This window comes from Cryobacterium sp. W22_MBD10_FK3, from assembly GCF_052113745.1.
Taxonomy (GTDB): domain Bacteria; phylum Actinomycetota; class Actinomycetes; order Actinomycetales; family Microbacteriaceae; genus Cryobacterium.
Genome location: NZ_JBGQOH010000003.1, coordinates 158,856 through 173,491 on the forward strand (window position 1 = coordinate 158,856; position 14,636 = coordinate 173,491).

The following is a 14,636-nucleotide window of genomic DNA, read 5'->3' on the forward strand; positions in this document are numbered from 1 at the left end:
GGCGGGCTGATCGGGGTGACCTTCACGGCTGTTGCTTCCAAAATTCTTCCAATCCTTCGTGGACGGTGGCGACGTCGTCCGGGGTGCCGAATACTTCAAAGCGATACAGGTGGGGCACGCCGCACTTCTGCGCGACGATGTCCCCGGCGAGGCAGAAGGCCTCACCGAAATTCGTGTTCCCGGCGCCGATGACGCCGCGGATGAGTGAGCGGTTGCGTTCGTCGTTCAGAAAACGAATGACCTGGCGCGGCACGGCCGGCCCCAGGTTGCCGCCGCCATAGGTGGGCACGACGAGCACGAACGGATGCTCCGCCACAAGCGGCGCATCCTTGGGATAAAGCGGGATACGGGCGGCCGGTCGGCCGAGCTTCTCGACGAACCGGGCCGTGTTGCCCGAGATGCTCGAGAAGTAGATGATGTCGACGTCTCCGGCGGCCGTCAGGCCGGCGGAGGACTCGCGAGTGGAATCAGCCTGAAGCAGCATGGGTCCCCTTTTTGTGCGAGTAGTGCGCGCTGGGCGCACTGCGGTCGAGCGGTCGGCGCCCCCCAGGCGCAGCGGTGGTTAGGCCAGGCGCGCGGCGAGCTCGTTGATCTTGTCGGGGCGGAAGCCCGACCAGTGGTCCTCGTCGGTGATGACGACGGGTGCCTGCAGGTAGCCGAGCGCCTTGACGGCCTCGAGTGCGTTCTCGTCGGCCGACAGGTCGAGGATGTTGTACTCGATGCCCTTGTTGTCCAGGGCGCGGTAGGTGGCGGTGCACTGCACACAGGACGGCTTGGTGTAGACGGTGATTGCCATCGATGAGGCCTCTCGTATCGTTCTCGTCGGGTTCGGACCGTTGCAAAGCTGCGCGACATCCGTGCTGAAGACGTAATGGAAATGTGGTGGAAATGCACCCGTGAAGTGCGAAGTTCAGTTTTAAGCGTTGTGCGATTGCTTGGACTTCAATACTACATCTAGTGATTGCAGATAGGAACAGCCACTACATGCGGGAATTACAATTATGTACTTATCCACCGACATTCCACCGGTTGTCAACAGGGCGTCGGTGCCCGACCCCGCAGAATCACGCGGTCCGGCACGAAGTTATCCACAGGTTGCGGGATGCGCCGATTTCGCCCTGTGGAAACCGGCGCCGGGCGCGTCGGGCGCGTCGCCAACGACAGAGTGCCCGCTCGCGACGGCGAACAGGCACTCGGTCTCGGCGGGCCCGGTCGGGGCCCCGGCTCAGGTCTTGCGTTTGCGTGAGACGACGAATCTCTGCAGGAGCACGAAGGCCAGCAGGATGCCGCCGGTGATGATGGTGGTCGCCTCGGGCGGGATGCTGCCGTCCCGGGTGATGAGCACGTTCATCAGTCCGAGCACGAGTGCGCCGATCACGGAGCCGAGCACGAAGCCGGCGCCACCGGTCAGCAGGGTGCCGCCGATGATGACCGCCGCGATGGCGTCCAACTCCCAGCCCACCCCGGTGATGTTCTGCGCGATGCCCAGCTTCGACGTGTAGACCACGGCCGCGAGGCCCGCCAGGGTGCCGCTGATCACGTAGATCATCAGCTTCGTCCGCACCACCGGTAGGCCCATCAGTAGCGCCGACTGCTCCGAGCCGCCGATCGCGTAGACCGTGCGGCCGAAGCGGGTGCGGTGCAGCAGGTAGAACGCCACGATGACGACGGCTGCGGCGATCAGGACGTTGGGCGTCGTGACGAGGTCATTGATCTTGGGCCCGTCGAAGACCTTCCACTCGGTGGCGAGGGTGCGGATCACCGAATCGTCCTCGAGCCGCTGCGGGGTGGTGCTGAGGATCGAGGCCAGGCCGCGGGCGAGGAACATCATCGCGAGCGTCGCGATGAACGGTTGCACATTGAAGTACTGGATCAGCACCCCGGAGGCGACACCGAAGGCCGAGCCGATCAGGATCATCAGCACGATCACCACGAGCGGATTCCAGCCGGCGTTGGCCAGCATGACGCCGACCAGGCTGCTGATCGCGATCACCGCGCCCACCGACAGGTCGATGCCACCGGTGAGGATCACGAAGGTCAGTCCCACGGCCAGGATGATCAGGTAGGCGTTGTTGATCAGCAGATTGGAGATCGTGCTGAACTGCACGATCCTGCCGTAGGCGATCTCACCGTAGATCACCATGCCGATGAAGATCGCCACCGCGGCGAGCGTCGGCAGGGTCTCCAGGTTCGGTTTCATCCGGGAGCGCAGCGTGGGTTTGGCCGGCTTTTCGATCAGCGTTGTGGTCATGCCGGCACTGCTTCCTTCCGGGCGCGGGTGGTACTGGATTTCCGCTGGTTGAACAGCGCTCGCACCCTCGGTGACTGCAGGAGGCAGATGATGACGATGACGATCGCCTTGAACGCCGGTGTGGCCGACGAGGGAATGGACATGTAGACGATGGTCTTGTCGAGGGTGGCGATGAGCAGCGCCCCGATGATGCTGCCGGTGAGCGAGAACTTGCCCCCGGCCAGGGAGGTGCCGCCGATCACCACCGCGAGGATCGCGTCCATTTCGGCGGTCATGCCCGTTTTGGCGACCTCCACCGTCATGACGCTGGCGGTGCTGAAGATGCCGGCGACGCCCGCGAGCACGGCGCTCACTATATAGACGGAGATCAGGATGCCTACCGGGCGGATGCCGGCCATCCGTGCCGCCTTGGGGTTGATACCGATCGACTCGATCATCAGCCCCAGCGCGGTGCGCCGAACCAGGGCCGCGAGGATCGCCACGATCGCCACGGCGATCACGAAGACCACGGGGAAACCGAAGACGGTGCCGTTGGCCAGCCACCTGAACGATTCGTTGGTCGCCGAGGTGTTCTGACCCGAGGTGATCACCTTGGCCAGGCCGCGGCCCGCCAGCATCATGACCAGGGTGGTGATGAAGGGCTGCAGGCCGACGATCGAGACGAGGATGCCGTTGAGGGTGCCGAGGAGGGCGCTGATGCCGAGGGCCAGGAGCACCGCGGTGACCGCGGTGCCGAACGAGCCGGTTCCGGTGTTGCGCATGAACTCCATCGAGACGGCGCCGGCGACAGCCATCACGGACCCCACCGACAGGTCGATGCCGCGGGTGGCGATCACCAGGGTCATGCCCACCGCGATCATCATGATCGGGGCGCTGGCGCGCAGGATGTCGATGACGTTGCCGGACAGGTTGCCGGTGGCGGCGTTGACCGACACCCCGAGGTAGCCGGGGTTCTTGGTGAGGTTCACGATGAGCAGCAGCACCAGGGCCACGATCGCCCACACGTACGGCTGGTGGAAGAGCCTGGTGACGAACTGCACGGCGGCCGGCTGACGGGTCCCGGAGGCGCTCATTCGCTGCTCCCTTCTGAGGCGATGATATCGACGATGGTATCGGCGGTGACGAGGGGACCGTTGGTGATCTCGCCGATCTTGCGGTGGTCCTTGAGTACGATGATGCGCTCGCTGAGGCGCACGACCTCTTCGAGCTCCGAGGAGATGAAGACCACGGACATGCCGTTCTCGGCGAGGGAGGCGATGGTCTCCTGGATTTCGGCCTTGGCACCGACGTCGATTCCTCGGGTGGGCTCGTCCAGAATGAGCAGTTCGGGATTGGTGGCCAGCCAGCGGCCCAGCAGGACCTTCTGCTGGTTGCCTCCGGACAGGTTCCGGATGGCGCGCTCGGGGTCGGCCGGGCGCACATTGAGCTCGACGAGGTATTTGTTGCAGATCTCGTTCTGTTCGCGGCGGGACAGCGGCCGCGCCCATCCGCGCCGGGCCTGCACGGCCAGGATGAGGTTCTCCCGCACCGTGAGGTCACCGATGATGCCCTCATCGCGGCGGTTCTCGGTGGAGAAGGCGATCTTGCGGGCCAGGGCGGCCACCGGGCTGTGCACCTCTGTTGTGCTGCCGTCGATCGACACCTCGCCGGTGTCGGGCCGGTCGGCGCCGTAGATCAGCCGGCCGAGTTCGGTGCGTCCGGAGCCGAGCAGCCCGGCCAGGCCGACCACTTCGCCGGCGTGCACGTCGATGTCGACGGGTTCGATCGAGCCCTTCCGGCCGAGGTTCTTCGCGCTGTAGTAGGGGGTGCCGGCGGCGTGCGCGGCGCGGCCCCGGTTGGAGCCGAGGGAGTTGAGCGAGTCGGCGTCCTTGCCGATCATCTTGGAGATGAGCTGGCTTCGGGTGAGTTCGGCCGTCATGTGCTCGCCGACGAATTCGCCGTTCCGCAGCACAGTGAGCCGGTCGCTGATCGCGTAGACCTGGTCGAGGAAGTGCGAGACGAAGAGGATGGCGACGCCTTCGTCGCGGAGGCGCCGGATCACGGTGAACAGGCCCTCGACCTCGTTCGCGTCCAGGCTCGAGGTGGGTTCGTCGAGGATCAGCACCTTGGAATCGGTGACCATCGCCCGGCTGATGGCCACGAGCTGCTGCAGCGCCAGGGAGATGCTGGAGAGCGGCTGCCGGGGGTCGAGGTCACCGAGCCCGAGCCGCACCAGGGCGTCGTGGGCGGCCTCGTGGGTCTTCCGCCAGCTGATGCCGAGCGGTCCGTGCACCTCATGGCCGAGCATGACGTTCTCGCCGACCGTGAGGTTGTCGCAGAGGTTGACCTCTTGATAGACGGTGGAGATGCCCGCGCTTTGCGCATCGGCGGTTCCCGTGAACCGTCGGGGTCCGCCGGCCACCTTGATGGTGCCGGAGTCGATCTTGTAGACACCGGTGAGGGCCTTGATGAGGGTGGATTTGCCCGCCCCGTTTTCACCCATCAGGGTGTGCACTTCGCCGGGGAAGAGGCGGAAATTCACGTCCTGGAGAGCCTTGACCCCCGGGAATTCGATCGAGATGTTCTCCATCTCGACGATCGGCTCTGTCGCTGCCATGTCTGCCTGGTCGTTCTGCCGATATACCGGCCTCGTCGTACGGTCACGTGGCACCTGCCACGGGTGGGCGTGTCCGTTCCCGCGGCAGGGGCCACGGGAACGGACACGGGTTGGTGCTAGTACTGGCGGTCGGGCAGCGCCGTGGTGGCGGCCTCGGGCGAATCGAACGTCGTGCTCGGCACGACGATGCTCGACTCGACGCTGTCACCGGCGAGGGCGGCCTTGACGACGTCGATCGCGTCGTCACCGAACAGCGGGTTGTACTCGGCGACGAAGCTCAGGCGTCCGGCGGCGAGGGCCTCCAGGGCGGCCTTGGTGCCGTCGATGGTGATGATCTTCACGTCGGTGCCCAGCGTGAGGCCGGCTTCCTCAACGGCGAGGGCCGCGCCAAGGCCCATCTCGTCGTTCTGTGCGAAGACCAGCTGGATGTCGTTGCCGTTGGCCTTGAGCATGGTCTCGAAGACGCTCTTGGCCTCTTCGGTCGACCAGTTCGCCGACTGGCTCTCCAGCTTGGTCAGGTTGTCGGCGACGGCCTCGTCCCAGCCCTTGTTGCGGTCGTTGACGACCGACAGCCCGGGCGGGCCTTCGAGAACGACGTACTTGGCGCCATCCGGGAACTGCTCGTTCGCCCACTCGGCGGCGGAGGCGCTGATGCCCACGTTGTCGGGTGCGATGCGGCTGGTGTAGAGGCTCTCGTCGTTCGGCTCGATGCCGCGGTCGAGCAGCACCACCGGGATCTCGGCCTCTTGGGCGCGGGACAGCACGTCCTCCCAGCCGGTGGCCTCGGTGGCCGAGAGCAGGATCGCGTCGACACCCTCGTCGATGAACGACGTGAACGCGGTGATCTGCGAGTTCTGGTCACCGTTGGTGGCCGGGGCGTACTTGAGGTCGAAGCCGTTCTCCTTGGAGAACGAGTCCTGGATGTTCTGCTCGTTCGCGGTGCGCCAGCCGCCCTCGGGGCCGACGGCGACGAAACCGACGGTGACCAGTTCGTCACCCTCGGCGGCCGGGGAATCGCTTGAGCCCGACGAGCAGGCGGCGAGGCTGAGGGTCAGTGCTCCGGCGAGGGCCAAGCCCGTGAACGCCCGGAACCGTGTTGTGCGTGCCATGTGATCTCCTCCTTGAGACCTGCAGACACGGTTATCGTGCCTGCAGAGTGAATGCGTCCGATTGGACAAACTGTGGTGCGTCAGCATCCTGTGATCGCTAACAACGCAAGCCAGGACTGCTTCTCGGTCATCCCTGACTTCGTCGTCAACCCCAATTGTTAGCCTTCACAATTGCTTCACACGGAGGCTATAGCTGGCTCATCTTCGTTGTCAAGGCCCTACCCGGCAGATTCAGGCCGTGAAACAACAAGTTGCGGCGCCGGGTTGTGAACCCTAACATTCAGGAGAACGAGGAGGTTCGCCCAGGTGCACCCGCGCAGTGACGTTTCTGCCTGCCCCGGCCTCGGCGTGCCCGGGCGGCAGCTGTGATCGCGCCGTCCCCCATCGTCAGCATGACCGGCATCACGGTCGAGTTCCCCGGCGCCAGGGCACTGGATGACGTGGACTTCCGGATGTTCCCCGGTGAGGTGCACTCGCTCATGGGTGAGAACGGCGCGGGCAAGAGCACCCTGATCAAGGCGCTCACCGGCGTGCAGGGAATCGACCGCGGGCTGATCGAGATCGACGGCGTGACGGTGCACTTCGCAGGTCCCGCCGACGCCCAGCGGGCCGGGGTGAGCACCGTGTACCAGGAGGTCAACCTCCTGCCGAACCTCAGCGTGACCGAGAACGTGATGCTGGGCCGGGAACCACGGCGGCGATGGGGCGGGATCGACTGGCGGGCCGCGCACCGGACCACGGCCCGGCTACTGCGGACGATGAACCTCACCATCGACCCGTCGTCGCGCTTGTCCGAGCACTCCCCCGCCGTGCAGCAACTCGTGGCGATCGCCCGGGCGATAGCCGTGCGGCCCAAGGTGCTGATCCTCGACGAGCCCACGTCGAGCCTGGACAACGACGAGGTCACCGAACTGTTCAGGGTGATCGCCGGCCTGAAGAAGGCCGGCGTCGCCATCCTCTTCATCTCCCACTTCCTCGAGCAGGTCTACGAGATCTCGGACCGGCTCACCGTACTGCGGGATGGCCGTCTGGTCGGCGAATACCTCACCGACGAGCTGCTCCGCATCGACCTGGTGCACAAGATGGTCGGCAAGGATCTCTCGGTCCTCGTCGACCTGCAGGCGCACACCCGCGAGAGCGAGGTGGAGGAGCATCTCGCGGCGGATCCGCCGCTGATCTCGGCGATCGGGCTGGGCCGCGACGGCGCGATCACTCCCCTCGACCTGTCGGTGCACGAGGGCGAGATCGTCGGAGTGGCCGGCCTGTTGGGCTCGGGGCGCACCGAGTTGGCGCGACTGCTGGCCGGCATCGACCGGCCGGATGAGGGCCAGATCTTCGTCGACGGCAAGCCGGCGCGGTTCCGGACTCCGCGCGGTGCGCTGCGCCGACGGATCGCCTACGCGTCGGAGGATCGCCGCACCGAGGGCATCCTGGCGGACCTGACGGTTCGCGAGAACATCGCGCTGGCCCTGCAGGCCGACCTCGGCTGGTTCCGGCGGATCCCCCGCCGCCGGCAGGACGAACTCGCGGCCAGCTACATCCAGGCGCTGAACATCCGGCCCAGTGACCCCGAGGCGGTGGTCGGGACCCTGTCCGGCGGCAATCAGCAGAAGGTGCTGCTGGCGCGCTGGCTGGCGATCGCCCCCCGGCTGCTGATCCTGGACGAGCCGACCAGGGGCATCGATGTCGGGGCCAAAGCGGAGATCCAGAAGCTCGTCTCCGACCTGGCCGAGAACGGGCTGGCGGTGGTGTTCATCTCGGCGGAGCTCGAAGAGGTGCTGCGCATCAGCCACCGGGTCGCCATTCTGCGCGACCGCCGGAAGGTCGGCGACCTGGCGAACAACGACCTGTCCGTCGGCCGGTTGCTCGCCGCGATCGCCGATGGCGAGCCCTCCGAAGATCCGGGGGTGGCACGCTGACCGCCCTGCTCCTGGCAGGTGTCCACCGGGGCACTCGACTAAAGTTCGTTTTATGGCATAACCTCGCGCGGGCCGTTCACGCCGCGCCCGGGATGACCGCCCCCGGCGACGCGGGACACCACAAACCGCCGACAGAGGGGACCCCGTGAGAGAGGACACGCCGCGCCAGGCGACGATTTTCGATGTCGCCCGGCTCGCCGGCGTCTCGCACCAGACGGTGTCCCGGGTGCTCAACGACCTGCCCAATGTGCGCGCCTCCACCCGGGTGCGGGTCGAAGAGGCGATCAAGAAGCTTCGGTACGTGCCATCGCCCGCCGCACGCGCTCTGGTCACCCGGCGCTCGCGCACCATCGGGCTCATCGCCACGGGTGCGCCGGAGTTCGGCCCCTCATCCGCCCAGCTGTACTTCAATGCGGCGGCCAGGGACGCCACCTGGTCGGTCTTCACGGCGAGCATGATCGACAGCGAACCCGCGTCGATCCGGGCCGTCGTCGAGGCATTCCTCCGCCAGAACGTCGAGGGGATCGCCGTCATCACGAGCCACCAGGGCATCGTCGATGTCGTGGCGGGCATGGAGCTGGCCATCCCGGTTGCCGCCCTCGAGGCGACGCCGCGCACCGGCATCACCACGGTCGGGGCGGACCAGTACAACGGGGCGCGCAGCGCCGTTCGGCACCTGGCGAGCCTCGGCCACCGGCACATCGCGCACCTGGCCGGTCCCCGTGATTCGGGGGATGCGCGTGAACGCGAACGCGGCTGGCGCGACGAGCTCAACGCTCGCGGGTTCGAGGCCAGGGTCATCGGCACGGGTGACTGGTCACCGTCAGCGGGCTACAGGTTCGGCATGGAATGCGACCTTGAACGCCTGAGCGCGGTGTTCGTGGCCAACGACCAGATGGCCGTGGGGCTGATGCACGCCCTGACCGCTCGGGGCCGCTCGGTGCCCGGGGACATCAGCGTCGTCGGTTTCGACGATGTGCCGGAGGCGGAGCATCTCTCGCCCCCGCTCACCACGGTGCGGCAGGACTTCGAGCGCATCGGCCGCGACCTGCTCAGCGCCCTGCTCGCGCGGATCAACGGCGAGGATTCAGCCATCGAGCAATCCGTCCCCGAGCTGATCGAGCGCGCGTCCACCGGCCGACACCCCGCCGCCGGCTGACCGCCGCGCCGGCCGCCGGCCCCACCGGGCCGACCCGCACCACCCCGCGACACCAGACGCCGGCCCCACCGGGCCGACCCGCGGTCCAGGCCAGGCCTCGGCCGCCTCCTCAGGCGCGGGGAACGCCCCGCTCGGTGAGGAACGTGTGAAACCGGGCCGGTGAAAGCGCGAGCTCCCAGCCCCACCGGTCGAAGCTGTTCACCCGGGCCCGCAGCGCATCCTCACGCTGTTTCTCCTGCCACACCACCGAACTCGGGTCACGCGCGCCCAGCACCGGCCCCGCCCCGTACTTGAGAAACCCGTCGAATTCGCCAATCTTGCGCACCCGGCGCCACCAGAAGTCCACGTAGGCGTTCCTGCCGAGAACGTCGGGAAAGCAGACCTGCAACTCCGGCGCCGCGAACCCGAGCTGGAAGATGCGCACCCGACTCAGCGTCTCGCCGGGATTCGCCGACAGAGGGTTCGCGAAGGCGATCGCCCGCTCTGCGGCGCGCCGCCCGGTGCGCGGGTTCACCAGCTCCAATTCCCGGTAGAGATCCGCTTTCGTCAGCGCCGGCCGGCCCGGACCGGTGATCCCACCCCCGCGTCGGACCCGCCCGTCTTCCCGCTCGGCACGTTCCTGCTCGACCCGCAGGGCATGGTCCACCATGACCACCCCCACCAGAAATGGCGACGACGCGGCCACATCCACCAGAGTGCGAGCCAGCGACGTCACCCGACACCCGTCAACGTCCTCCAGCACGTCCGGAGCCACTCCTCTGTGGCTGGTGGTGAATCGAGCGTTACTGCCTCCGCTGGCACCCGGAACGATGGTGTGCACAGTGGGGGGCCAGCCGCCGATGATGGGGAGGCCGCGCAGAACGGCCGCGGAGTGGTGCGACAGCACGGGTGGCTTCCTCGCCGCCAGCGCTGTCGCCCGAACCAGGAGGCTGTATCGCTCATCCGCATCCGCAGCGCGCCAGCGCTCCCCGGTGACATAAACGCCGCGGCGGATGCCGTGCAACACGCCCTCGCGGCACAGCCTCTGGACGCTATGCGGCAACACTCCGGCCTCCCGCAGCGATTCGGCCGGGAGTAGCCCGCCAAAACGCACGGCAACGACATCGGCCAGTCGGGCGGCAGGATGGACGGAGTGCGGGCCGGCGGCGCTCGAGGGCTCCCGCACGAAGGATGGGTTGGACGAGAACTGGGAAGTGACCATGTCGCAGCGTCCTCCATGCGACGGGCGCCACGGTCCCGATTGCGGGTCTGGTGCACTATCCGGGGCCTGGGCGGTCAGTGGAGGGACGCCCGTCGCCCCTGGTCGTCGCGCACGAGCAGCGCCTGCACAGCAACGACCGCGCCGCCTCCCAAGCCCAGGTACGCCCTCGCGGCGCACGCTAGTGCTCGCGGCGCACGTTGGTCCTCGCGGCGCACGTTAATGCGCCACTTATCCTGCGCCACGAGCATCAACCTGCGCCGCGAGACGGAAGGTGCGCCGCGAGGGGGCGGGGTGCCACCCGAACGGCGGGGCGGGCACGCCAAAGACCGCTGACCCCGCATCCGTAGAGAGGAGCGGGGCCAGCGGCCGGATGGTGCGGGTCGGGCTAGCGACCGCCGGCGCGACGCTTGTTGTACACGTCGAAGGCCACGGCGAGAAGCAGCACGAGGCCCTTCACGGCCTGCTGCCACTCGATGCCGATGCCCATGATCGACATGCCGTTGTTCAGCACACCGATGATCAGACCACCGATGATGGCGCCACCGATGGTGCCCACACCACCCTGCACTGCCGCGCCACCGATGAAGGCGGCGGAGATGGCCTCGAGCTCGAAGCCGTCACCGGCCTTCGGGCCGGCCAGGTTGAGGCGGGCGGTGAAGATCAGGCCGGCGAGCGCTGCGAGCACACCCATGTTCACGAACAGCCAGAACGTCACGTTGCGGGTCTTCACGCCGGAGAGCTCAGCGGCGTGCAGGTTGCCACCGATGGCGTAGATGTGGCGACCGAAGACGCTGCGGTTCATGATGACGCCGTAGACGAGCACCAGCACAGCGAGCACGATCAGGGTGACCGGGATGCCCTTGTAGGAGGCGAGGGCGTAGGCGAACAGGCCGATGCCGGCGGTGATGAGCACGAGCTTGCCGACGAACCAGACGAGCGGCTCGACTTCCTGGCCGTACGAGGCACGGCCACGACGGGTGCGCACCTGCTGCACGATCAGGGCGATGATCGCCAGGGCTGCGACGCCGAGGGTGAGCGGGTCCAGCTCGAACTCGCCGAAGACATCCGTGAGGAAGCCGTTACCCAGGGCGCGGTATTCGCCCGGGAACGAACCGATGTTGGCGTTGCCGAGAACCGCGAGCGCAAGCCCACGGAAGATCAGCATGCCGGCCAGCGTCACGATGAACGCCGGGATGCCCACGTAGGCGATCCAGAAGCCCTGCCAGACACCCACGAGGGCGCCGACCAGGAGCGACAGGATGATCGACAGCCACCAGGGCAGGCCCCAGGTCACCGCGAACACACCGGACACGGCACCGACGAAGGCGGCGACGGAGCCGACCGACAGGTCGATGTGGCCGGCGATGATGACCATCACCATGCCGACCGCGAGAACGAGGATGTAGCCGTTCTGCACGATCAGATTGGAGATGTTCTGCGGCCGCAGCAGGATGCCGTCGGTCAGGAAGCTGAACAGCACGACCACCACGATCAGGGCGACGAAGATGCCGTTCTTGCCGAGGTCGGCGATGACGTGGCTGAGCCACTGGCCCGCCTTGGAGTTGCTGGGGTTGACTTGTGCACCTGCGGCCGTGTTGCTCGCCGGCTTGGTTTCGAGATCACTCATTTTGACGTTTCTCCTATTCCGATAGCGCCGACGCTAACGGGCCTTTTCCATGGTCATGTGCTTGATAAGGGTCTCCGGGGTGGCATCATCGATCGGGAATTCTCCCGTGATGCGGCCCTCGGAAAGGGTGTAGATGCGGTCGCAGATGCCGATCAGCTCGGGCAGCTCCGACGAGATCACGATGACGCCCTTGCCCTGTGCGGCGAGGGCGTTGATGATCGCGTAGATCTCGTACTTGGCGCCGACGTCGATGCCACGAGTGGGTTCATCGAGGATCAGCACGTCGGGGTTCGAGTAGATCCACTTCGACAGCACGACCTTCTGCTGGTTGCCGCCGGAGAGCTTCCCGGTCTTGGCCAGCACGGTCGGTGCCTTGATGTTCATGCTCGTGCGGTACTCGTTGGCGACCTTGAACTCTTCGTTGTCGTCGACCAGACCACCCTTGACGAGCTTGCCCAGAGCCGCCATCGAGATGTTGCGCTTGATGTCTTCGATCAGGTTGAGGCCGTAGGTCTTGCGGTCTTCGGTGGCATAGGCGATGCCGTTGTCGATCGCCTCGGTCACCGTGCGGGTCTTGATCTCCTTGCCCGCCTTGAACACCTTGCCGCTGATCCGGCTGCCATAGGTGCGGCCGAAGAGGCTCATCGCGAATTCGGTACGCCCGGCGCCCATGAGGCCCGCGATGCCCACGATCTCGCCACGGCGAACGTTCAGGTTCACGTTGTCCACCATCACGCGGGTGGGGTCCTGGGGGTGGTGGGCGGTCCAGTCCTCGACCCGCAGGATCTCCTCACCGATATTCGGGGTGTGATCCGGGTAGCGGTGCTCGAGGTCACGGCCGACCATGTCCTTGATGATGCGGTCTTCGGTGACCTCCTGCTTGGCGATCGTCTCGATGGCCTTACCGTCGCGGATCACCGTGACGGCGTCGGAGACCTTCTTGATCTCGTTCAGCTTGTGGCTGATGATGATCGACGTGATGCCCTGACCCTTGAGGTGCAGCATCAGGTTGAGCAGGTGGTCGGAGTCCTCATCGTTGAGGGCGGCCGTCGGCTCGTCCAGGATGAGGAGCTTCACGCGCTTGGAGAGGGCCTTGGCGATCTCCACCAGCTGCTGCTTTCCGACGCCGATGTCCATGATCTTGGTGGTCGGGTTTTCACGGAGGCCCACGCGGGCGAGGAGCTTGACGGCCTCGCTGTTGGTCTTGTTCCAGTCGATGAGGCCGAGGGCGCCACGCTGTTCGTTGTTGAGGAAGATGTTCTCTGCAATTGAGAGGTAGGGGCTCAGGGCGAGCTCCTGGTGGATGATGACGATGCCCTTGGCCTCGCTGTCCCTGATGTCCTTGAACTCAACGACTTCGTCTTCGAAGACGATGTCGCCGGTGTAGGTGCCGTGGGGGTAGACCCCGCTGAGCACCTTCATCAGGGTGGACTTGCCCGCGCCGTTCTCACCGCAGATGGCGTGAACTTCGCCACGGGCGACGTTGAGCGTCACGTCCTGCAGCGCCTTGACGCCGGGGAAGGTCTTGGTAATACCGCGCATCTCGAGGATGTTGGTGGTCACGTGCGTTCCTTTCTGGGTCGAATCTCAAGTTGTGACCGGCCGGCGGGGCGTGTGGCCCCGCCGACCGGTTACGATCACGTGACTCTTAGCCGTCGATCTCGGCCTGGGTCCAGTAGCCGCTGTCAACCAGCTCCTGCGTGATGTTGTCCTTGACCACGATCGTGGAGTCGAGGAGGTAGGAGTCCACAACCTTCACACCGTTGTCGTAGTCGGTGGTGTTGTTGATCTCCGGCTCGTCACCGTTCAGCAGCGCGAGGGTCATCGAAACGGCGACCTCAGCGAGCTTGCGGGTGTCCTTGAAGATCGTGGCGTACTGCTCGCCGGCGACGATGGCCTTGACCGAGTCGAGCTCGGCGTCCTGGCCGGAGATCGCGGGCCAGGTGTCACCCAGCGAGTAGCCGGAACCCTCGAGGGCAGAAATGATGCCTCGTGAGATGCCGTCGTACGGGGAGAGCACGCCGTTGACAACGCTGCCGTCAGAGTACGTCGACGTCAGGATGTTCTCCATGCGGCTCTGTGCCTCTTCACCATCCCAACGCAGGGTTGCAACCTGCTCGATGTCGGTCTGGCCGCTCTTGACAACGATCGTCTTGCTGTCGATCAGCGGCTGGAGGACATCCATCGCGCCGTCGTAGAAGAAGAACGCGTTGTTGTCGTCCAGCGAACCGGCGAACAGCTCAACATTGAACGGACCGGCCGGGGCACCCTCGATGGGCGTTCCGTCCAGCTCGGTCAGGCCGAGGCCGTTCAGGAGCGACCAAGCCTGCTGCTGGCCGACCTTGAAGTTGTCGAACGAGGCGTAGTAGCTGACGTTCTCGGTGTCGCGGATCAGGCGGTCGTAGGCGATGACGGGGATGTCGGCGTCTGCGGCGTCCTGGAGCACACTGGTGAGGGTGGTGCCGTCGATCGACGCGACGATCAGGGCCTTGGCACCCTTGGTGATCATGTTCTCGATCTGCGATACCTGCATGGGGATGTCGTCCTCTGCGTACTGCAGGTCGACGGTGAAACCCTCGGCTTCGAGCTGTTCCTTGACGGCGTTGCCGTCGTTGATCCAGCGCTCGGAGGACTTCGTGGGCATTGCAACGCCGACAAGTCCGCCGTCGCCGGCTCCCTCGTCGCCGCCGCCGCTGGAGCAAGCTGCCAGCGAGATAACCATGGCTCCGGCAGCCAGGGTTGCGAGGAATGCTTTCTTCTTCACTGTGGTTCCT

Annotated in this window: 12 protein-coding genes; 2 read left to right on the forward strand and 10 right to left on the reverse strand. The window is 66.1% G+C overall.

Annotation, left to right across the window (positions count from 1 at the left end; all coding sequences use genetic code 11):
• Positions 1 to 22 precede the first annotated feature (22 nt).
• From nrdI to ACEN2M_RS05385, 6 genes are all read right to left on the reverse strand, one after another.
• Positions 23 to 484: a class Ib ribonucleoside-diphosphate reductase assembly flavoprotein NrdI gene (nrdI, locus tag ACEN2M_RS05360; protein WP_441647104.1), complete on the reverse strand. Its 462-nt coding sequence runs from the start codon at positions 482 to 484 to the stop codon at positions 23 to 25.
• Positions 485 to 562: 78 nt separating this feature from the next.
• Positions 563 to 796 (reverse strand): glutaredoxin-like protein NrdH, encoded by a 234-nt coding sequence (gene nrdH, locus ACEN2M_RS05365; RefSeq protein WP_066592430.1) that lies wholly within the window; start codon positions 794 to 796, stop codon positions 563 to 565.
• Positions 797 to 1,225: 429 nt separating this feature from the next.
• Positions 1,226 to 2,251, reverse strand: a complete 1,026-nt coding sequence (locus ACEN2M_RS05370) for an ABC transporter permease subunit (RefSeq protein WP_441647105.1) — start codon at positions 2,249 to 2,251, stop codon at positions 1,226 to 1,228.
• Positions 2,248 to 3,324, reverse strand: coding sequence for an ABC transporter permease (locus tag ACEN2M_RS05375; RefSeq protein ID WP_441647106.1), 1,077 nt, complete (start codon positions 3,322 to 3,324; stop codon positions 2,248 to 2,250). The genes ACEN2M_RS05370 and ACEN2M_RS05375 overlap by 4 nt, the downstream gene beginning before the upstream one ends.
• On the reverse strand, positions 3,321 to 4,847 hold the full coding sequence (locus ACEN2M_RS05380) for a sugar ABC transporter ATP-binding protein (protein WP_441647107.1): 1,527 nt from the start codon (positions 4,845 to 4,847) through the stop codon (positions 3,321 to 3,323). The genes ACEN2M_RS05375 and ACEN2M_RS05380 overlap by 4 nt, the downstream gene beginning before the upstream one ends.
• Before the next feature lie 116 nt (positions 4,848 to 4,963).
• Entirely contained in the window at positions 4,964 to 5,956 is a 993-nt protein-coding gene (locus ACEN2M_RS05385; RefSeq protein WP_441647108.1) for an ABC transporter substrate-binding protein, read from the reverse strand.
• Positions 5,957 to 6,348: 392 nt separating this feature from the next.
• On the opposite strand from ACEN2M_RS05385, the gene ACEN2M_RS05390 reads away from it, so the two are divergent.
• Both ACEN2M_RS05390 and ACEN2M_RS05395 read left to right on the forward strand, forming a co-directional pair.
• Positions 6,349 to 7,875, forward strand: a complete 1,527-nt coding sequence (locus ACEN2M_RS05390; protein WP_441647109.1) for a sugar ABC transporter ATP-binding protein — start codon at positions 6,349 to 6,351, stop codon at positions 7,873 to 7,875.
• A 145-nt stretch (positions 7,876 to 8,020) separates the two neighbouring features.
• The gene (locus tag ACEN2M_RS05395) at positions 8,021 to 9,034 is read left to right on the forward strand and encodes a LacI family DNA-binding transcriptional regulator (protein WP_441647110.1); all 1,014 of its coding nucleotides are present in this window, start codon (positions 8,021 to 8,023) and stop codon (positions 9,032 to 9,034) included.
• 109 nt (positions 9,035 to 9,143) lie between these two features.
• Here ACEN2M_RS05395 and ACEN2M_RS05400 read toward each other — a convergent pair whose 3' ends face one another.
• From ACEN2M_RS05400 to chvE, 4 genes are all read right to left on the reverse strand, one after another.
• The gene (locus tag ACEN2M_RS05400; RefSeq protein ID WP_441647111.1) at positions 9,144 to 10,235 is read right to left on the reverse strand and encodes a type IV toxin-antitoxin system AbiEi family antitoxin domain-containing protein; all 1,092 of its coding nucleotides are present in this window, start codon (positions 10,233 to 10,235) and stop codon (positions 9,144 to 9,146) included.
• A 385-nt stretch (positions 10,236 to 10,620) separates the two neighbouring features.
• Positions 10,621 to 11,862, reverse strand: a complete 1,242-nt coding sequence (gene mmsB / locus ACEN2M_RS05405) for a multiple monosaccharide ABC transporter permease (RefSeq protein ID WP_441647112.1) — start codon at positions 11,860 to 11,862, stop codon at positions 10,621 to 10,623.
• Between the two features lie 33 nt (positions 11,863 to 11,895).
• On the reverse strand, positions 11,896 to 13,425 hold the full coding sequence (mmsA, locus tag ACEN2M_RS05410; RefSeq protein WP_441647113.1) for a multiple monosaccharide ABC transporter ATP-binding protein: 1,530 nt from the start codon (positions 13,423 to 13,425) through the stop codon (positions 11,896 to 11,898).
• Between the two features lie 85 nt (positions 13,426 to 13,510).
• Positions 13,511 to 14,626, reverse strand: coding sequence for a multiple monosaccharide ABC transporter substrate-binding protein (gene chvE, locus ACEN2M_RS05415; RefSeq protein WP_441647114.1), 1,116 nt, complete (start codon positions 14,624 to 14,626; stop codon positions 13,511 to 13,513).
• Between the last annotated feature and the right edge of the window lie 10 nt (positions 14,627 to 14,636).

What these genes read in the sequence shown, in the direction of transcription:
- nrdI (WP_441647104.1), bottom strand. Translation starts at nt 484, where the DNA reads ATGCTGCTTCAGGCTGATTCCACTCGCGAGTCCTCCGCCGGCCTGACG.
- nrdH (WP_066592430.1), bottom strand. Translation starts at nt 796, where the DNA reads ATGGCAATCACCGTCTACACCAAGCCGTCCTGTGTGCAGTGCACCGCC.
- ACEN2M_RS05370 (WP_441647105.1), bottom strand. Translation starts at nt 2,251, where the DNA reads ATGACCACAACGCTGATCGAAAAGCCGGCCAAACCCACGCTGCGCTCC.
- ACEN2M_RS05375 (WP_441647106.1), bottom strand. Translation starts at nt 3,324, where the DNA reads ATGAGCGCCTCCGGGACCCGTCAGCCGGCCGCCGTGCAGTTCGTCACC.
- ACEN2M_RS05380 (WP_441647107.1), bottom strand. Translation starts at nt 4,847, where the DNA reads ATGGCAGCGACAGAGCCGATCGTCGAGATGGAGAACATCTCGATCGAA.
- ACEN2M_RS05385 (WP_441647108.1), bottom strand. Translation starts at nt 5,956, where the DNA reads ATGGCACGCACAACACGGTTCCGGGCGTTCACGGGCTTGGCCCTCGCC.
- ACEN2M_RS05390 (WP_441647109.1), top strand. Translation starts at nt 6,349, where the DNA reads ATGACCGGCATCACGGTCGAGTTCCCCGGCGCCAGGGCACTGGATGAC.
- ACEN2M_RS05400 (WP_441647111.1), bottom strand. Translation starts at nt 10,235, where the DNA reads ATGGTCACTTCCCAGTTCTCGTCCAACCCATCCTTCGTGCGGGAGCCC.
- mmsB (WP_441647112.1), bottom strand. Translation starts at nt 11,862, where the DNA reads ATGAGTGATCTCGAAACCAAGCCGGCGAGCAACACGGCCGCAGGTGCA.